Below are 18801 nucleotides of genomic sequence, written 5' to 3'. Positions count from 1 at the left end.
CAATGATCCAAGCAATAATTCGTTGGTCAGTATACAACCGCTTTTTTGTGGTACTGCTGACACTTATGCTGGTGGGGGCTGGGCTATTTACCCTTAAAAACACGCCTGTCGATGCCATTCCGGATTTGTCTGATGTACAAGTCATTGTCAAAACACCTTATCCAGGACAGGCACCACAAGTGGTGCAAGATCAGGTGACATTTCCACTGACCACGGCAATGCTCTCCGTCCCGGGCGCAAAAACCGTACGTGGTTATTCCTTCTTTGGGGATTCCTATGTTTACGTTATTTTTGACGATAAAACGGATCTTTACTGGGCGCGCAGTCGTGTGCTCGAGTATCTAAGTCAAGTCGCACCACAATTACCTGATGCGGCAAAACCGCAGTTGGGCCCTGATGCCACTGGGGTGGGTTGGGTGTATCTTTATGCATTAGTCGATAAAACCGGCAAACACGATATTAGCCAACTACGCAGCCTACAAGATTGGTTTTTAAAGTTTGAGTTGCAATCGGTTGCCGGTGTGTCAGAAGTCGCGCCGATTGGCGGTATGGTGAAACAGTATCAAGTACAGGTTGATCCCAATAAACTGCGCGCTTACGGTATTCCGCTTACGCATGTGCAGCAGGCGTTGCAACGCGGTAACCAAGAATCGGGTGCTTCTGTGATTGAGATGGCTGAAGCCGAATATATGGTGACAAGTACGGGATATATTCAAAGCGTTAAAGATATTGAAGCTATCCCACTTGGGCAAGCTGTCAAAGGCACGCCATTAACGATAGCAGATGTTGCGTCTGTCAATATTGGACCGCAAATGCGTCGTGGCATTGCTGAGCTTAACGGCGAAGGAGAAGTTGTTGGCGGTGTTGTAGTCATGCGCTTTGGAGAAAACGCGCAAAAAACCATCGATGGGGTAAAACAAAAGCTCGCGGAGCTACAACACGGCTTACCTGAAGGGGTGGAAGTGGTGACGGTTTACGATCGCTCCGAGCTTATCACCAAAGCCATTGATAATCTTTGGTCTAAACTGCTCGAAGAGCTGGTGGTTGTGGCCTTAGTGTGTGTGGTGTTCTTATTTCATATTCGCTCTTCCGTGGTTGCCGTGATCACTTTGCCACTTGGCATTCTGGTTGCTTTTATCGTGATGTATTTTCAAGGGGTGAACGCAAATATCATGTCCCTTGGTGGTATAGCCATAGCTATTGGGGCGATGACCGACGGTGCAATCGTGATGATTGAAAACATGCACAAACACATGGAAAAAACGCCACTCAATGATGAAAACCGCTGGGAAATCGTTGCTAAGTCGGCTTCTGAGGTGGGTCCTGCACTGTTCTTTAGTTTGTTGATTATTACCGTAAGCTTCTTACCTGTGTTTATTCTTGAGGCGCAGGAAGGACGTATGTTTGCACCACTGGCATACACTAAAACGTATGCGATGGCCGCATCGGCAGGGCTTGCCATTACGCTTATTCCTGTGCTGATGGGGTACTTTATTCGCGGTAAAGTTGTGCCCGAGCATAAAAACCCAATCAATCGAATGTTGGTTGGCGCGTATACGCCCTTGTTGAAACAAGTATTACGCTTTCCCAAGCTGACGTTGTTAGCCGCTGCAGTTATTACTGTCGTTGGCTTTTATCCAATGGATAAAATCGGCAGTGAGTTTATTCCTCCTTTGGATGAAGGGGATTTAATGTACATGCCGACTACATATCCAAGTATTTCGATTGGTAAAGCCAGAGAGATCTTACAGCAAACCGACAAGTTGATAGCGACGGTGCCCGAGGTAAAAAATGTCTTTGGTAAAATCGGTCGCGCGGAAACCGCAACCGATCCTGCCCCGTTGACGATGATTGAGACCTTTATTCAATTAAAACCTAAAGATCAGTGGCGTGAGGGAATGACCACTGAAAAGCTCAAAGCAGAGCTCGATAAGCTAGTGCAGTTTCCGGGCTTAACCAATGCTTGGGTGATGCCCATCAAAACGCGTATTGATATGCTCGCGACGGGGATTAAAACGCCTGTTGGAATTAAAGTCGCAGGTCCAGATTTAGATACTATCCAAAATATTGGTCAAGATCTTGAACGTATTCTGAGTCAGGTAAAGGGCACCGCTTCGGTCTATTCAGAGCGAGTAGCAGGGGGACGCTATATTAAGGTCGATATTCAACGTGATAAAGCCGCGCGATTTGGGCTCAATATTGCTGATGTCCAGCAAGTGGTCGCAACTGCAATTGGTGGAATGGACGTCACGCAAACCATTGAAGGACAAGAGCGCTATCCGGTTAGTTTGCGTTACCCGCAAGACTTACGCGATTCTCCCGAAGCGCTGCGGAAGCTTCCTATAGTCACCGCCGAGGGATTAAATATTGCCCTAGGTGATGTGGCAACTATCTATATTGAAAACGGGCCACCGGGCATTAAAAGCGAGAACGCTCGCATTAATGGTTGGACGTTTATTGATTTAGATGGTGTCGATGTTGGCAGCTATGTGGCAGCAGCTAAACAAGTACTGAGCGAGCAGTTGGAGTTACCTGCAGGTTACTCCATCAGTTGGGCTGGTCAATACGAGTATATGGAGCGTGCTAAAGCTAAATTGACTTATGTGGTGCCGCTCACGCTTGGGATCATTATCGTTTTACTCTATTTGAACTTTAGAAGCTTTAGCGAAGTGGCAATCATCATGGCGACGTTACCTATGGCGATGATTGGTGGGCTGTGGTTACTATACCTTGAGGGGTTTAACTTTTCGGTCGCGGTAGGCGTTGGTTTTATAGCGCTTGCAGGTGTTGCGGTTGAAATAGGCGTGATCATGCTCGTGTATCTCAACCAAGCCATAAGGGAGCTTAAAGATAAACCGCAAGCATTGACAGTTGAGGCCATTAACAATGCCATTTTAGAAGGCGCGGGCAAGCGTATTCGTCCAGTCATGATGACGGTGGCAACGATTATTATCGGGTTATTGCCAATCCTTTACGGTTCGGGCACAGGTTCTGAGGTAATGAGCCGCATCGCCGCGCCTATGGTGGGCGGCATGGCAAGCGCGCTATTACTTACCTTAGTGGTGTTACCCGTAGTATATATGTTGATGATCCGTTGGCGTGAGAAAGTTAATTAATCGATAGCGGAAAAAGTTTGCCTCAAGTGCAGTAATATTAAGCGCTTGAACGGCAAACTTTGGTTTGGCAAAACCCGATTACATCGAAAAAGTGGTTAAAAGACTCTTAGGACCCTAACTAACCCGAGATCAGGTTAATAACGCTTCCTTGGCGCACTTATTGCTGTACTAGAACAGTCAATGCACCAAGGAGCGAGTATGTACATTCAAAATTCACCCTATTCACAAATGTATGGTTCGAGCGATCTTTATAGTCGAAAGAACAATAATGTTGTGAGTGATCAAGACATTTCTAATTCGGCGGCAAAAAACTCGGGAACACCTTCGTTTATGGAAGCCGCAAAGGCTGTACGAGAAAAAGCGCCGAACAACACCCAATCGACTTACCTTACCAAACATTTTGAGCAAGCTGAAAAGCTAGCCCATGAATCTTTGGTGAGTTCAAGTCACAAAATAGGCAGCCGTGAATATAACATCGAGATGTATCGTGAAATGATGACGAACATTGTAGAGATGCCGATTGAAGTAGAAATTGCACCAGAAGAGATGAACCAAGCGTTGTTATTTAATCATCTGGGATTGGACTTTAAAGAGTATAAAACCATTTCAGTGCGTTCAGAGTTGTTAACTATGCTTGAGCAAAAAGTTGAGCAGGACAGTACGCTAATTAGATCAGATAAAGCAAAACTCACCGCAATTATTACCGATACGCAAGATAGGCTAGAGGCCGCGCAAGCCGCGTTACTTGAAGGTGAAGATATTACTCAGCGACTGCAAGATAGCAAAAAAGCTATTTATCACTCTTACGAGCAGCTTAAACTTGGTAAGGTGAGTCAGCGAGACCTGATTTCGACTTTGTAGTTATGGAGGCTTTAACAAAGCGAAGAAAATGCATTTTGCAGTCTGAAATGATTGAGGATTATGTTTTATTCTAAAAAGTACAATTTTTTGTTCTGCCACATTAGTCGCACTGGTGGTACGTCGTTATGTAGTGTCCTCAGGAAAACGGCGCCAGACCTAAGGATGATAGGCAGCCAGCATGCGTCGCTTCTAGAGGCTAGAGCGGCATTGCCGGATGAGTTTGAGAGTACGTTTAAATTTGCTTTTGTACGTAACCCATGGGAAAGACTTGTTTCTTGGTATTCACTATTAGAGAAAGGTAAAAGTCTACACTCAGAAGTGGTATCTGAGAAACGTCATTATGATGAGAAAGAGAAGTTTGAACTATTTGTACAAGAAATGGTTACAGAGCAGCACGGCGGAATAGGGTGGAGTCAATGGTCCCAGTTATCTGACCATTTGGGAAATTCACTCGTCAATGAAATTTGCCGCTTTGAAAACTATCAAAAAGACAGTAAGCGAATTTTAAGAAAGTTGGGGAGCAAAGATTATTATTTGCCTTATTATAATCAAGCATCAAGTAGTCACTACTGTCATTACTACTCAGATTTAGCGTTAAAATTGGCTGAGGAGCTTTTCCTAGATGATATTTATCAATTTGGGTATAAATTTTGATAGTGGCCAGCCTTGTGAAAAACGGTAAATATCAAAGCAAGAAGGAAGTTGGAATAAATATTTGTATAAATCACAGATTGTAACAATAATGTGTTAATTGTTACCTAAAAGAGCTTTTGAGTGTTTATATGGATATCACTGAGTTAGATGAAAAGGCATTTGTTGACGTATTTAACCTGCCAGAAAAAATCACCATAAAGACTGCTAGCACCGCAGATATAGAAGAAATGGCGGTTGTGACTAAAGTGAGCTGGCAAGCGGCCTTTAGCGGGTTTTTACCAGAGCAAGTGCTAGCTGGGGGAACCGTCGAATTTTTCGCAACTATTTGGTCGGAGATCATTAAGAATTCTGCAAGCCAAACGGCTTTGCTCGTGACTGATGGTCGGAAAATATTAGGCTGCGGTGCGGCGGGTAATTACCGTCGAATGTATAATCCGGTTAGCCAAAAAGTATCGAGAATAAATGCGGGTGAACTATATCGCGGTTATATTTTGCCAAGCCATCAGAACTGTGGATTAGGTCAAGCGCTGTTGAAGGCGCGTCTATTGAAGCTTTATGAGCAAGGCTGCCAAAGCGCGTATACCTGGATTTATGAGCAGAACAAACAAGCGAGACGCTTTTACGAAAAGCATGGGGCGGTAAATCTCGACCAAGCCCAAGGGATAACAATGAAACGATTTAGGTTTGAAGAAGTGTGCTATGGCATTGAAGTAAATCGTGTTTTTGATTTTAGCTAAGATGGAGTGAGAGAAAATTTCAAACACGGCATGGTCAGAGGTAATTGTCATCGATAAGCGATGACAATTACTTCATGCAGACTAACGTAGGTCGGCGGGTGTAGGGTAGTCTGGATGCTCAACAATTTTCGGTGCCCAAGCAGCTGGGATCACGGCCTCTCGCTTCTGTTTGATACGCTCTACTAGCGTATTTAAATCAGAATTGGGTTCACCATAAACGGCTAGCCAATTCTCAGGTACGTCTTCTGGGTCTGCAGCCTGAATAACGTGTGCCATCCACTGTTTTCTAAGCTCAGCCCATTCACTACTTTGATTCTCATTGACACCTGCAAGTGGTCGAAGCTCTACATATATTGTTCTTCTAGGACCTTCACTGCGTTTAGGCTCAGAGCCATGTAAAACCATCATGTCTTGAACTAAAATATCTCCGGCTTTAGCTGGTTGCTGTACAACCCCAGGAATATTCCAGCCATATTCGCTCGAGAGAGAATAGATATCCAAAATTTGGTGTTGGGAATCTGGCAAATAGCGTAAGCACCCGTCATCTATATTCGCATCATCAAGATAGATACCGACATTTAAATATGCAAAATGACGAGAATGAGGAGCATCTTGATGCCAGGCTATGTGAGGGTGGGGATGTGGATATTTGCAGACTAAGTCACATTGCAATGGAACACAGCCTGCACCACAAAGGTGTTCACTGATCGCTAACATTGCTGGTGTTGCGAGTAGTTCGATAATTAACTCGGGCGCTTCAAAAAGCAAATCATTATAACGAAAAAGTTTTGGCTCACCTGATTCATTTGATAAATGGTATTGAGTCGCGACTTTTCCGTCTTGCTGTGCTTGTTTTGCTTTATTCTCAAGCGCATTAGATAGTTGTTTCAGTTTTTCCAGCAGCGTGTCGGGTAAAGGTTGTTCAAATAAAACGAAGCCGTTGTTTTTGTAAAAATCGAGTTTGCTTTTGCTCACAATCGTCATGCATGTACTTCCTAGTTATTTTGTTGCTTGCCAGACTTAAGTATTGTTTGTCGAGTATATTCACTCGCCTGCCAAATAGAATCTGTCTCAGCTACAGCACTGACCATAGTGTCTTAAAATGCCTGTTAGAGCAATTACGGTAGGTTACATTGTGGATTTTGTTTATATTAACTCAACTCGAATAAACAGAAACTTCCATTGGCACCGCTTTGCTTCCTCAAGTACAATTAGCGTTTTCGTTTGCAACACACCGGAACCTTCCAATGGAAATCAAAGTAAATTACCTCGACAATCTCAGAATTGATGCCAAATTTGACGACTTTTCTGTGATTGCGGATCAGCCAATTCGCTATAAAGGCGATGGTTCAGCACCAAGTCCATTTGACTATTTTTTAGCTTCTTCAGCGCTTTGTGCTGCTTACTTTGTGAAGGTATATTGTAATGCGCGTGACATTCCAACGGATGGAATTCGTGTGGCGCAAAACAACATTGTTGATCCTGAAAACCGTTATAACCAAATTTTTAAAATTCAGGTGGAGCTACCAGAAAGCATTTCTGAAAAAGACCGCCAAGGTATTCTGCGCTCAATTGACCGCTGTACCGTTAAAAAAGTGATCCAAACAGGACCTGAATTCCAAGTGGAAGCGGTTGAAAGCCTTGAAGATGATTCTCAGGCTATGCTAATGGTTGATACCAGCGAAGGCGACAGCACTTTTATCCTAGGTAAAGATCTTCCGCTTGAACAGACTATTGCAAATATGACCAAGATCCTGTCGGATTTAGGCATGAAGATTGAAGTCGCGTCATGGCGTAATATCGTGCCACACGTCTGGTCTTTGCATATTCGTGATGCTGCTTCACCAATGTGTTTCACTAATGGTAAAGGGGCAACCAAAGAAAGCGCGCTGTGCTCAGCACTAGGTGAGTTTATTGAGCGTTTAAACTGTAACTTCTTTTATAATGATCAGTTTTTTGGTGAAGAAATCGCAAATGCTGAATTTGTTCACTACCCGAACGAAAAGTGGTTTAAGCCTGAAGCTGATGATGCGCTTCCTACTGAGATTTTAGACGACTACACTCGTGAAATTTACGACCCAGAAGGTGAATTACGCGGTTCACATCTAATCGACACAAATTCAGGTAATGTAGCGCGCGGCATTTGTTCTATTCCGTATACTCGCCATTCTGATGGTGAAACCGTGTATTTTCCGTCAAATCTAATAGAAAACTTATTCCTAAGTAACGGTATGAGTGCCGGTAATAACCTGTTTGAAGCGAAGGTACAGTGTTTATCTGAGATCTTTGAACGCGCGGTGAAAAAGCAAATCATCGAACAGGAAATTGTGTTGCCTGACGTGCCAGAGTCTGTACTTGCTAAATACCCAGGTATTGTTGAAGGGATCAAAGGGCTTGAAGAGCAGGGGTTTCCTGTGGTGGTGAAAGACGCGTCTCTTGGTGGTCAATTCCCCGTAATGTGCGTAACCCTGATGAATCCTAAAACAGGTGGTGTGTTTGCTTCTTTTGGGGCGCATCCAAGCTTCGAAGTGGCACTTGAGCGCAGTTTAACTGAGCTGTTACAAGGGCGTAGCTTTGAAGGCTTAAACGACGTACCAAAACCTACGTTTAACAGTATGGCGGTATCTGAGCCGGAGAACTTTGTTGAACACTTTATCGATTCAACGGGGGTGATCTCTTGGCGCTTCTTTAGTGCGAAGCATGACTACGATTTTATTGAGTGGGATTTTACAGGCACGAATGAAGAAGAATGCGATAAGTTATTTGGCATTTTGGAAGGGTTAGGTAAAGAAGCCTATATTGCGGAGTTCACAGACTTAGGGATCGCTTGTCGTATTTTGGTTCCTGGCTTTTCTGAAGTGTACCCTGCTGAAGATCTGATTTGGGACAACACCAATAAAGCACTGCAATATCGCGAAGATATTCTCAACATCCATTCTCTAGATGACGAAGCATTAGCTAACTTGGTTGAGCGCTTAGAAGACAGCCAGCTTGATAACTATATCGATATTATCACCCTAATTGGTGTTGAGTTTGACGAAAATACGGTGTGGGGTCAGCTTACAATTCTTGAGCTTAAGATTTTAATCTATCTAGCGCTTGGCGATATCGAAGCGGCCATTGAACTAGTTGAAACCTTCTTGCAGTTTAATGACAACACGGTTGAGCGAGGCTTATTCTACCAAGCAATGCATGCCACGCTTGAAATTGCGTTGGATGAAGAGCTAGAAATAGAAGATTATATCCACAACTTCACCCGCATGTTCTCTAAAGACGTGATGGATGCGGTTATTGGCTCAATTAATGGTGATGTGAAATTCTATGGTTTAACGCCCACTAACATGAAGTTGGAAGGTTTAGATAAGCACCTGCGTCTTATTGAAAGCTATAAGAAGCTTCATGCAGCAAGAGGGAAATTCGCTTTATAATTGAATGTTGTAAATTAGGGCGCAAAGCGCGCTCTAATTTACACATGATTGCAGGCCTAAGTAAGCTTTTGAGTAAACAGCTCTATTCGGTTCTTTAACCAGCTTAAAATCTATCCAAGTCCAAGCTAATTCAAATTTTGACGATGACCATTGTTGTATCAGTGACGATTTCTGTTGAGTAATTAGTCCAGATGATGCGAGCTTCTTACATAGGTTATTCGATAATTCGGCCTTATTCTCTAGGAATGAAAACTTGTTGTTGAGCTCATCAAAATATACGGGGGAGCTGACCAATGCGAAATGGTCAAACAGTGTATCTCCAATAGCTAAGTCAAAAAATAAGTAGGGGCTATCATTTATATCACGCCAAAACAGTAGCATCTTCTCGACTTCCTTTACATCTCCGGGAAAATGCACTTTTTCCAAGTATTTTATAACCTCATCCTGATGCATAGAAATATATAGTTTTGTTGTGGCGGGCTTACGTTGCTGCATAAATGAGATATGTATGATATGACCCGAAAGCGGTAAGTGTTTGAATAGTATAGATAGCGTCAAACTTGCTTCTGAGTGATATTGTTGGCACAGACCCATAGAAAATACATATGGTTTATAGTGGCTAAGCTGTGCATTTTTCTCTGCGAGTTGTTCCGGATAGCCAGATTCTAGACAGTAATGCACACCGGGAGCTGCGACGGTTTCTGGTTTGTTTACCAGAATATTATCAAATTCAAGCCATAAAAACGGAGTAAATTCGTCAAGGGATTTCAATTTAGCGTAGGTGCTTCGTAAATTTTCTATTAAAGGAAGCCAACGATTATCGATAAAGTTTGTACGTTTTTTAGGGGATTGGTGATCGATAGCGCAGAGTAAATCCAATCGACTTAATTCATGGCTAGCTAGATCTCTTATTTCTAAATAGTAGGATGAAAACAGCTGAGGAAAAAGGCTTGCAATTTCTTGCAAGCCTTCAGTTGTTTTTCTACCTAACAATTCGTGGAGAGATTCATCTAACACTCTGTTAAGTATAGTATTCACCGTATTACCAAATAATATTTGCGTTATCAGCTAAATTTTGCGAGATAATGTTAAGAGAGAATAATTCACGTACAAATTTCTCCTCATTACCTTTTATATCTCCAAACTGAGAGACCAACGAAAGTAGTTCGTCTTTTACGTCTGCAGAAAGCTCCGCTTTGGTGTTGTTATACTCTACGCTGAAGTTTGATATATAGTCACTTGGAGATTGAATAAATTCACTGTGAGACGTTTCTTCATATGCTATCGAACGTAAGAAATTAAGTAATGCTACGACTTCAACTCCCTCGGTGATAGAAGCTTTACTGCTTGTTTTCTCACCCTCGAAGTGAGAAAGGTAGTCACTGATAAAGTCTTCGTTGTTTAGTGCAGCAGAAAAGTTGCTTTTGATAAGTTGATTTTCTTCAGGTTGTTTGCAAAGTTTACTATTACCACCAATAGTCAAGCATTCTTCGGTGATATCTTTATTGTCTACATAACCATTCAATGATTTTATTGGATTGTCCTGACTATTTAATCTGAAGTCTAAATCAATATTTAATCTGTTTAGATAGTCTATGAATGCATTGTTAGCCATTTTACTTTTCCTTAGGGTTTAATGTTATTTCTTTCATTGGTATACCAGGTATTCCACTGTTTATTAAAGTGAAATCTTTGAATCTTTCTGTCCATTTTATTTTATTTTCATTGTAATAATAATTTAGATTGTTATGACAACTTGCGCAATCAGACCCTTTATTTCTGATACTTTCAGAAACAGTCCATTGTGATTTGGGAATTTCACATTTGTTATTCACCTGAGCTAGAAAAGGCTCAAAAACCACACTTCTAACATTTTTGTCAAAGCGCTGGTATGACCCCGCGTTATCAATATGTGGATATTGTGAGCCAATCAGCTGGTAATGTTGTAATACTGAGTTTTGTTTTTTGAGCTTAGAGCGATACTGATCATTATACGTTGCTGCTAAAGTGGGGATCGGTTCATCTCGAACAAGAGGTGTCGGTCTATTGGCTGTATATATATTGGAACAGCTATATTCATCCTGAGCAATGAAGCTATATTGAATCGTTTTTGGGGTTTCACTTTCTAGCGTATCAACCTGCTCAAATGTCAACCAAGTCCAAGTCGGTTTATCACCTACTAATAGGTTTGAACTGGTACCGACACCGATGTGCATGGCAACGAGACCGAGTGTTTGTTTTACTGCAAAACCATGTAACTTAATGTTTTCCATGGTGATGTATCTCAGTTTATCATCTTTGTTTGTGAGTATGCGCCAACCCAGTTTTAACGCAATCTGAGGTTGTTTAGCGGATGTGTTACCTTGCCCACAACTGCCCCACCTAAATGCGAAACCCGCAAGGTCTTTGAGAGCAGGGTTGTTATCAATTTCGTTCAGGTTTTCTTTGGTATCCCATAGTGCTTCCATCCATTTATCATTTACACGCTTTTCAAAAAATACAGGGTTGTTATTTTTATCTCTCAGGCCTAGCATTTTGATTTCGTCGCCATCTAGCTTTAACGACATATCTAAGTCTAAACAACCAGAGTCACATTGCCAGCTATCTGCTGTGGTAATATTTTTTCGGGTATCTTTGCCTTCAACAGAAACGGGCGTGTTGAACTCCTTTAAATAGCCATTTGTATAATTGACTTCAGCAAGTGTTGCGGTATTAATCCAGTCAGCCCATGCGGGTAGTGAAAGCTTGCCGAATTGTTTTTGTTGGTTAATCGCAATAAAAGTTTGCCATGAGTATTCGTATAAATGCTCAGGTGTAAGCGTAAAATTGGCAATCGCATTGTTCGTGCTCAAATCACATGAAACGTCCGCAGGAAGCAAAGTTGTTGATGCACTCGCAACCCCTGAACAGCCCAATGCTAACAGTAAGCATGTTCTAGTTATCATTCTTAATTTCCTATTTTAAATACTTGTTGATATATCCAAGTGCCCCTTGCAATTCAGCGACTTCTTTAGCACTTTTTAATTGTTCTTTACGAGCGGATTCTGTAGTACACAGCATACTTTTAAGTCGATAAGCTTCTGGTAAGTAAAACGTATCAAGTTTTTCATTTGCAATATTGATAGCAATATCTAACTGTTCTAAAGCCTCTTGAGTATCTTCTGCAAGCAGTAAGCATTCACCATACATTGTTCGTAGCCAAGCAACATGACCGATAGAGTCCGTTAACAGGTAAGCATCTAAACCAGAACGAACGAGGGGAAGACCTTCAGATACATTGTGATCAAGGCACATCAGCCAGCCTTTTATTACGTTACCAATGGATAACCAAAGTGCGAATCCATGCTTCTCAGAAAGTGAAAGGACCTTTTCAGCGTAATACTCGGCTAGGTCGCGTCTTCTGGATATTACTCCAATGTAGGCATGACGGGCGTAAACGTGAACTTGATATGCGGGAATATCATCTAATTCTGTCAGTCTATCAGCTTTAATTCGCTGTTGATCAGAACGTTCGTAATCACCCATGAGCCAAGAAACACCGGCATGAATTGGCAGTGAGGATATTGCACAGTCAAATGGAAATGGGTAGCTTTTGAAGTATTCGTGGTGCTCATCATAGTTATAAAGTGCCAATGCCTGAGTAAAGGTCTTGTCAGCCAATAGCAGATCACCTTTAGCCCATTCGATCCCGCCTTTTAAATGAAGAGCTGCAATTTCCAATGCTGCAGAATTTTGCTGCTTAGCCATTTCAAGTAGTTGCTGTATCGTGTTCAATCCTTCGATATGCTCGGCTTTAACGACTTGAATTAATGCAATACTCCAAAAAGCTGAATACAGCTCTGGGGGATTGTTGAGCTCGCTACACAGTGCTCGGGAACGGTCAATATGTGGTGTGATACTGCTGTTTGCATATCCCAATGTGGTAGCCAAGTGCAGTGCTAGTGCATTTCTTATTAGAATTTCTGTGAGCTTGTTTTCGTAACTGCCTGTACATTGCGTGAGAGTATTAAGTGCGCAGGTATAATGTTGTATTGCAGAATTTATATCTGCTAACTGTGTACTTTTTTCTGCAGCGAGTTTCCAAAGCACTGTTGCATCAGTGTATTCAAGCGCCTTTTCATGATGAGTTGCTCTTAATGTGTAATCCTCACTTTTGTATGAGTTTAGTGTTTGAGCAACCACTGAATGTAACAAACGTATGCTGGTTTGATTAACACTTTCATAAGCAGCATCCCTCACCAGCGCATGCTTAAAGATATAGCTATCGTTATCAACGCGGCGTTGGTGCACGATAAGGTCGTTTGCTATCAGCTCATTTAAGTCGTTTTGGATCTGGTTTTCGCTTAAAGAAGATGCCGCAACGAGTAAATCATATTCAAACTCTCGGCCTATCGTTGCCGCAAGTTGCGCTGTTTCTTTGGCATGACTAAGACTATCTAGTTTTTGTTGTAATGACTCTCTTAAACTCGTAGGTACTTGGTCAAGTTTATCTGGTGCGAGAAAGTCAATTTCTCCCCCTTTATCTCCAACTAATGCCTTTTGTTTAAGCATGTTGACGAGTTCTTCAATAAATAGCGGGATCCCGTCTGTGCGACTGGTAAGTAATTTGAGAACTCGCTCTGACACTCGGCGGCCATCAAACAAGTTAATGATAAAATCTTCGGTGGACTTCTCGGTTAGTTTTCTCAGGCAAACATCCACTAAGGTAAGGTCTTTCAACTGAGTTGGCACCGCTTGTCTTGAAGTGCTTAGTAAAACATCACCTGAAGCTAGCGCACCGACAAAGTGATGTAAAAACTCTAAGGTGGTGCTATCTGCCCAATGAATGTCTTCAATAATGTAAAGTTTAAACTTACTGAGCCCGTGACGGTTTGACAGTAACAATGCGCAAAGCCCTTTAAACAACACTTGCTTCTGCTCATCGGGAGAAAGTGTAGAAGGCGTAATTTCATCATCAAGTGAGATATTGAGCCAAACTAGCAACACAGGGATAGCTTGCACTAAATCGAGCTTACTATCCACGTTTGATAATACATAACTAAACACGGTATTGGCTGAATGAGCGTCAAGCTGTTCGGTGTTAAAGAGGTATTTGACCAACGTTAAAATTGGATACAAAGCATTATTTTGGTGCTCTGGTAAACACTGGGCGACTAAATGCTGATATTGCGGTGCATTAGCACGAATTTCTTGCAGTAGCCGAGATTTACCTATGCCAGCTTCACCATGAATGTGGGCGATGCGTGTTGCACCTTCGACTTCGTTATTAATGAGTGAAAGTGTCTGTTCAAGCTCAAGGTGACGACCTACAAGTTCATGATGGTTCTTTGTACCACGCATAAAGCCAAATGCTTCGATGCGACGTTCTCCTTGCAAGTTATAAACCGGCGTTAGTTCAAATAACGGGCCTATTTGAACTTGGCCGTACAGATTGAATTCTGAAAAAGCATCAAGGAGTGAGCGTGACTCTGCACTACATAAGACTTGGCGCTCGCCGGCTTCACGGGAGAGTGCTGCTGCAATATTTGCGTGATGACCTTCAGGTACGGCATTGGCGTAGGTAATAAATACACCAGTATGAATACCAATGTGAGCATTAAGGGCGACTCTGTGGGCTTCTTGCATTAGTGCGTTACGTTTGCCAAGTTCGCTTATCATTTCAAGTGCGGTACGAGCAGATAACCGCGCATCGTTATCGCTGCTAACAGGGTAGCCAAAATAAAACAAGCTGGTATCGGCGAGGTTACCCACGTGATAAGCGCCGTAACGAGTCGCGATATCAATAAAGTGATTGCGTTGAGATTTATAAACGGTGTCGATGACATCGAAATCTTTATCTTGATTGTCGAGTGCTTTAACACTTAACCTTACCGCAAGAACGGTGAGCTGTTTGCGCTCAGTAAGCGCCGTATATTCTTGAATGGCACGATGGTTAGGATCGTCATCACGGATCATTACTGTGGTTTCGTCGTAACCATGTTGAGCTTTAACATCATTTAGTACACCAACAAGGTTTGATACGTTCATTCGTGCCAGTTCAGAGAATGCCTCGGTTGCGGTGATCACGCGCTCCAACGCGCTTTTATTGAGTACGCGTCTGAGAAGCCCTGCAAGAGGGTGGCCAAGTAGTGCGCTTGGAATTGGAATATGTACATCGCTTAATTGCTTGTGATAAATCGATGCGACGCTAGTACCCGTGACCGCAGGCACGCCAGTTAAACATTCTAAAAATACCAAACCCCAGACATAGAGATCCGATTTGGCCGAGGCTGGCTCACCACGTAATTGTTCTGGTGCGCTGTAAGAAGGTGTGCCTAATGTTTCTTGCGTAAGTGTGATTGTTTCAAAGTCATGCTGGCGGGTTTCTTGTGCCAGTGTACCAATACCAAAATCAAGTATTTTGGCATAAGTTTTTGCACCAGACTGGCTAAGCATGATATTGGTTGGCTTTATGTCTCTGTGGATAATGCCCTGTTGATGAGCGTGAATGAGCGCGTCTAACACCTGCAACATGATGTCGGTTGCATACACTGAATCAATTGCACCATTTTGACTTAGATAGTCCCGTAGTGTTTGCCCTTCCACATACTCGAATACCCCGAACATTAAATTTTCATTTAATTGTCCTTTATCTAATAATCGTACGATATTTGGGTGATTTAATTGACTACAAAGTAAGGTTTCGCGATTGAAACGTTCCGCATATCTGTGTTTTTTCGTCGCTTCCAGTTGTGGTTCTAACGCCAAAAATTTTAGTGCAACGATTTGCCCAGTGTTTATTTGGCGTGCTTTGAAAACTTTACCGAATCCACCTTCTCCAATTTTTTCAAGTAGTTGGTATTTGTCAGACTGGAAAACATCGACAATATGGCTATCCGAAAACTGTGTCAGAGACATATGATTACTAATTCTTATTTTTTGTTAATGGTATAGGGTAATTGGAATGTAAATACTTGTCTAGCATGAGAATTTTAATTGTTTTTAAAAATTGAACAGTGTTGGTTTTGTTTTTATTCTAAATTTCTATAAGTTATTGATAATTAGGTTTTTTATTTTTTAAGGTTTTGTGTAATAAGGTGTAATTGTCAGACTCTTTGTAACTATGTAGAGTGTGAACTGGTGGCAGTACATAATAATTTTAGATAAGGAGCTGCAATAGTGGATAGAAGAAGATTTGTTAAAGTGGGTGTGGCAGGTGTGCTTGGTGTAGCGTTCGCGCCAGCTTTCACCTTTGCTGCTGACCAAGGAAGTAGCACTGTCATTCCAAAAGTCCCTTTAGCGCAATTTGATGGTTTAGGTATCTCTTTACCCAAAATTTCAATCCATAACCCGCAGGGGGAGTTGGTAACCTTCGAAACCCAGCCTCTTATCATTCGGCGCTCAGACAATTACTTATATATCTATTTTGAATTGTCAAAGCAAATAGACATCTACACACTTGATGGTCATCGTGTAGAACACATCTCGTTGCCAAGTAATATCAATAGGGTTGTTGATTTTACTGTCGATGTCGAAAAACAACTAATTTATGTTGTGGGTAGGCAGTTATCAACCATAGATCAATTAAGTTTCGACGGCACGTACTTGATGACAATTGGTGAGCTCGCGTATGACGCTCCAAACAGAGTTAATGGGATTAAATCGTTGGAGTTGAATTCTAGTGGCAATGTTATTGTACTCTGCGGTATGCGACAGCAGCAGTTCGAATATACTTCGAGTGGCGTGTTGGTTAATGTGAATCGTGTCGCCACCAATGTATTTTTATAAAAATAAGAGCTTAATTTAGGTATTTAGTAAATCTATCAATCACTGGGATAAAGAATAAAAGTTTGTAGACTTGTAAAATATGTACTAAACCCTAGTAGCGAAACAAACTGAGCAAGAGCCAAGTATCAGCAACACTAAAGGCTCTGCTAACGCTCTGATACTCTCCATACGTCACCGCCTAGGAGCTTAATATGGAAAAATATACGTTTGAAAATTTAAAAGCGATAGAAGGGCAAACGCTAGAAATAAAATCACCTGATTATCATGCTAATTTGCAGGTTTCAGAAGTTGTCCATTCTCCCACAAAGAATGAACATTGGGAGGGGTATATAGTGTATTTAAGAAATACAGATACCAGTAATATACCACAACAGGGAAATTATATGGTTACCCATCCTGAACTGGGTTCTGTAGAGTTATTTATGTGTCCCAATTCACCCAGTGAAATTGAGATTATTTTTTCACGTAAAAAAATGATTAACGAATCTTAGAGTGGAGAGCTTATGACACCTTTTTATGGAATGATTCAGCAATTTGCATGTAATTTTGCTCCTACCGATTATGCCTTCTGTGATGGCGAGATAATGCAAATACAACAGCACCAGGCATTGTACTCTTTGTTAGGGAGTCAATTTGGCGGTGATGCACGAACGACTTTTGCTTTACCCGATCTACGAGGGAGGGTACCTATGCATCCAAATTTAGGCGCAAGAGAGGTTCAAGGGGCGCAAGGTGGTAGTGAAACCGTTGCTATTACCCTTGCGACAATGCCTCCTCATTATCACAAAGTGAATGTCTCAAGTGCGAGCGGGATATTTCGTAAACCAAATAATAACAAACAAGAAAGACCTACTGTATTTGCTTCTGTAAATCCTGATATTGCCGAAGCGTACACTACAGCACCTTCAAACCCATCTAGTTTGCAAGATACCAGCTTGCAAACATTGACAGCTAGTCCTGCATCGGGTGGGCAAGCCCATAATAATATGCAGCCTAGTTGCGTTATCAACTTTTGTATAGCGTTGGACGGGTTATACCCTCAGCGAAGCTAATAAGGAATAGTTTATGTCTAGTAGGTATTTATCAGAAATTATTATGTTTGCAGGCACGTTTGCTCCAATGCATTGGTCCTTTTGTGACGGCCAGCAGCTTGCAATTTCGACAAATCAAGCTTTATATTCTTTATTGGGGACTACATTTGGCGGAGATGGGAGAGTTAGCTTTGCTCTACCAGAGATGAGGGGAAGAGTACCTGTAGGGCAAGGCTCAGGACATGGGTTGACGCCTCGAGCTTTGGGTCAAAAGTTTGGTACAGAGTTCGAAACATTAACTGAATCCCAGATCCCATCCCATACCCACTCATTTAGGGCTAGTTCCGAACCTGCAAATTTAGGAGACCCATCTGGTGCTGTACTTGGAACAGCAGAGCAATTTGCGCCTGAAACGGAAAGTGGTTCGATAGTGCCCATGAGTGCTGCTGCTGTATCTTCAGCTGGTCAAAGTGATCGACATTTGAATGTCGCGCCGATCTTAGCTGTCAATTTTGTTATTTGTATGGCCGGTGTATATCCCCCTAGAAGCTAAAAGGAAACGTTATGAGCGACTCGTTTTACGGTGAAATTTCAATGATGCCTTATACTTTCACGCCTGAAGGTTGGGCTGCTTGTGAGGGGCAACTAATGCCAATTGGCCAAAATAGTGCGCTATTTTCACTTATTGGGACCATGTACGGGGGAGACGGTCGTGTCTCTTTCGCGATACCAAACTTGATAGGGCGCACGCCAATACATTCTGGACAAGGTCCAGGCTTAATTAATTGGGGGTTGTCTCAATTTGGAGGAGATAGCAGTGTGTACTTAACAACAGAGCAGATACCTCCACATACTCATCAAATGATGGGGAGCACGAGTAATAATGTGGCGGCTACTATTCCGGGTAATTTACCTGCTGCGTTAATTAGCAATGATACCATATTAGATCATTTCGATTTAAACAGTGACGGTAGCGAGCTAGATTATGAGAGTGTTGCATTTACCGGAGGTGAGGAAGCCCATGAAAATAGGCAACCTTGGCTTGCGATAAAGTTTTTCATTTGCCTTGATGGAATTTATCCGTCTCGTAGTTAACTCTTTTCCCAAAAGGTATCTATATAGATACAATGTACTGTATAGATATCTATTTTTTGTTGGGAGTTAATTATGTATTCGATTTTATTACTAGTGTTTTATATGGTTGAAA

Annotated in this window: 15 protein-coding genes; 10 read left to right on the top strand and 5 right to left on the bottom strand. The window is 42.0% G+C overall.

Going from position 1 to position 18801, the window contains the following annotated elements:
- Positions 1-2: 2 nt before the first annotated feature.
- The 4 genes from GSF04_RS01505 (at position 3) to GSF04_RS01490 (ending at position 5368) form a co-directional block, all read left to right on the top strand.
- Positions 3-3116, top strand: coding sequence for a CusA/CzcA family heavy metal efflux RND transporter (locus tag GSF04_RS01505; RefSeq protein WP_211857273.1), 3114 nt, complete (start codon positions 3-5; stop codon positions 3114-3116).
- A gap of 198 nt (positions 3117-3314) precedes the next feature.
- Complete coding sequence (locus GSF04_RS01500) at positions 3315-3977, top strand: hypothetical protein (RefSeq protein WP_211857271.1); 663 nt, start codon at positions 3315-3317, stop codon at positions 3975-3977.
- A 60-nt stretch (positions 3978-4037) separates the two neighbouring features.
- The gene (locus tag GSF04_RS01495; RefSeq protein ID WP_211857269.1) at positions 4038-4631 is read left to right on the top strand and encodes a sulfotransferase family 2 domain-containing protein; all 594 of its coding nucleotides are present in this window, start codon (positions 4038-4040) and stop codon (positions 4629-4631) included.
- 128 nt (positions 4632-4759) lie between these two features.
- Positions 4760-5368, top strand: coding sequence for a GNAT family N-acetyltransferase (locus tag GSF04_RS01490; RefSeq protein WP_039494918.1), 609 nt, complete (start codon positions 4760-4762; stop codon positions 5366-5368).
- Between the two features lie 81 nt (positions 5369-5449).
- Here the strand turns inward: GSF04_RS01490 and GSF04_RS01485 are convergent, their stop codons facing one another.
- Positions 5450-6352, bottom strand: coding sequence for a phytanoyl-CoA dioxygenase family protein (locus GSF04_RS01485; RefSeq protein WP_211857267.1), 903 nt, complete (start codon positions 6350-6352; stop codon positions 5450-5452).
- 263 nt (positions 6353-6615) lie between these two features.
- Between GSF04_RS01485 and GSF04_RS01480 the strand changes: the two genes are divergently transcribed.
- On the top strand, positions 6616-8796 hold the full coding sequence (locus GSF04_RS01480; RefSeq protein ID WP_211857265.1) for an OsmC domain/YcaO domain-containing protein: 2181 nt from the start codon (positions 6616-6618) through the stop codon (positions 8794-8796).
- A gap of 33 nt (positions 8797-8829) precedes the next feature.
- Here GSF04_RS01480 and GSF04_RS01475 read toward each other — a convergent pair whose 3' ends face one another.
- From GSF04_RS01475 to GSF04_RS01460, 4 genes are read right to left on the bottom strand one after another with little or no spacing between them, the layout of a single operon-like run.
- Positions 8830-9834, bottom strand: a complete 1005-nt coding sequence (locus tag GSF04_RS01475; protein ID WP_211857263.1) for a hypothetical protein — start codon at positions 9832-9834, stop codon at positions 8830-8832.
- 4 nt (positions 9835-9838) lie between these two features.
- Entirely contained in the window at positions 9839-10411 is a 573-nt protein-coding gene (locus GSF04_RS01470; RefSeq protein ID WP_211857261.1) for a hypothetical protein, read from the bottom strand.
- Position 10412: 1 nt separating this feature from the next.
- Complete coding sequence (locus GSF04_RS01465) at positions 10413-11741, bottom strand: hypothetical protein (protein WP_211857259.1); 1329 nt, start codon at positions 11739-11741, stop codon at positions 10413-10415.
- Positions 11742-11751: 10 nt separating this feature from the next.
- Complete coding sequence (locus GSF04_RS01460; protein ID WP_211857257.1) at positions 11752-15693, bottom strand: TOMM system kinase/cyclase fusion protein; 3942 nt, start codon at positions 15691-15693, stop codon at positions 11752-11754.
- Positions 15694-15954: 261 nt separating this feature from the next.
- Here GSF04_RS01460 and GSF04_RS01455 point away from each other — a divergent pair, with 261 nt between their 5' ends.
- The 5 genes from GSF04_RS01455 (at position 15955) to GSF04_RS01435 (ending at position 18689) form a co-directional block, all read left to right on the top strand.
- The gene (locus GSF04_RS01455; protein WP_211857255.1) at positions 15955-16563 is read left to right on the top strand and encodes a hypothetical protein; all 609 of its coding nucleotides are present in this window, start codon (positions 15955-15957) and stop codon (positions 16561-16563) included.
- 191 nt (positions 16564-16754) lie between these two features.
- Positions 16755-17054, top strand: coding sequence for a hypothetical protein (locus GSF04_RS01450; RefSeq protein ID WP_211857253.1), 300 nt, complete (start codon positions 16755-16757; stop codon positions 17052-17054).
- A gap of 12 nt (positions 17055-17066) precedes the next feature.
- Entirely contained in the window at positions 17067-17615 is a 549-nt protein-coding gene (locus tag GSF04_RS01445) for a tail fiber protein (RefSeq protein ID WP_211857251.1), read from the top strand.
- A gap of 13 nt (positions 17616-17628) precedes the next feature.
- Complete coding sequence (locus GSF04_RS01440) at positions 17629-18147, top strand: tail fiber protein (protein ID WP_211857250.1); 519 nt, start codon at positions 17629-17631, stop codon at positions 18145-18147.
- An 11-nt stretch (positions 18148-18158) separates the two neighbouring features.
- Positions 18159-18689: a tail fiber protein gene (locus tag GSF04_RS01435; RefSeq protein ID WP_211857249.1), complete on the top strand. Its 531-nt coding sequence runs from the start codon at positions 18159-18161 to the stop codon at positions 18687-18689.
- Positions 18690-18801: the final 112 nt, after the last annotated feature.

This window comes from Pseudoalteromonas sp. A22 (genome assembly GCF_018141345.1).
In the GTDB taxonomy this organism is placed as follows: Bacteria; Pseudomonadota; Gammaproteobacteria; order Enterobacterales; family Alteromonadaceae; genus Pseudoalteromonas; species Pseudoalteromonas maricaloris.
Note: the sequence above shows the minus strand (reverse complement) of the source record. Positions and strands in the feature narration are given on the sequence as shown.

Excerpts from the sequence above, each read along its gene's own strand:
- GSF04_RS01505 (WP_211857273.1), top strand. The coding sequence starts at position 3 with ATGATCCAAGCAATAATTCGTTGGTCAGTATACAACCGCTTTTTTGTG.
- GSF04_RS01500 (WP_211857271.1), top strand. The coding sequence starts at position 3,315 with ATGTACATTCAAAATTCACCCTATTCACAAATGTATGGTTCGAGCGAT.
- GSF04_RS01495 (WP_211857269.1), top strand. The coding sequence starts at position 4,038 with ATGTTTTATTCTAAAAAGTACAATTTTTTGTTCTGCCACATTAGTCGC.
- GSF04_RS01490 (WP_039494918.1), top strand. The coding sequence starts at position 4,760 with ATGGATATCACTGAGTTAGATGAAAAGGCATTTGTTGACGTATTTAAC.
- GSF04_RS01485 (WP_211857267.1), bottom strand. The coding sequence starts at position 6,352 with ATGACGATTGTGAGCAAAAGCAAACTCGATTTTTACAAAAACAACGGC.
- GSF04_RS01480 (WP_211857265.1), top strand. The coding sequence starts at position 6,616 with ATGGAAATCAAAGTAAATTACCTCGACAATCTCAGAATTGATGCCAAA.
- GSF04_RS01470 (WP_211857261.1), bottom strand. The coding sequence starts at position 10,411 with ATGGCTAACAATGCATTCATAGACTATCTAAACAGATTAAATATTGAT.
- GSF04_RS01465 (WP_211857259.1), bottom strand. The coding sequence starts at position 11,741 with ATGATAACTAGAACATGCTTACTGTTAGCATTGGGCTGTTCAGGGGTT.
- GSF04_RS01460 (WP_211857257.1), bottom strand. The coding sequence starts at position 15,693 with ATGTCTCTGACACAGTTTTCGGATAGCCATATTGTCGATGTTTTCCAG.
- GSF04_RS01450 (WP_211857253.1), top strand. The coding sequence starts at position 16,755 with ATGGAAAAATATACGTTTGAAAATTTAAAAGCGATAGAAGGGCAAACG.
- GSF04_RS01445 (WP_211857251.1), top strand. The coding sequence starts at position 17,067 with ATGACACCTTTTTATGGAATGATTCAGCAATTTGCATGTAATTTTGCT.
- GSF04_RS01440 (WP_211857250.1), top strand. The coding sequence starts at position 17,629 with ATGTCTAGTAGGTATTTATCAGAAATTATTATGTTTGCAGGCACGTTT.
- GSF04_RS01435 (WP_211857249.1), top strand. The coding sequence starts at position 18,159 with ATGAGCGACTCGTTTTACGGTGAAATTTCAATGATGCCTTATACTTTC.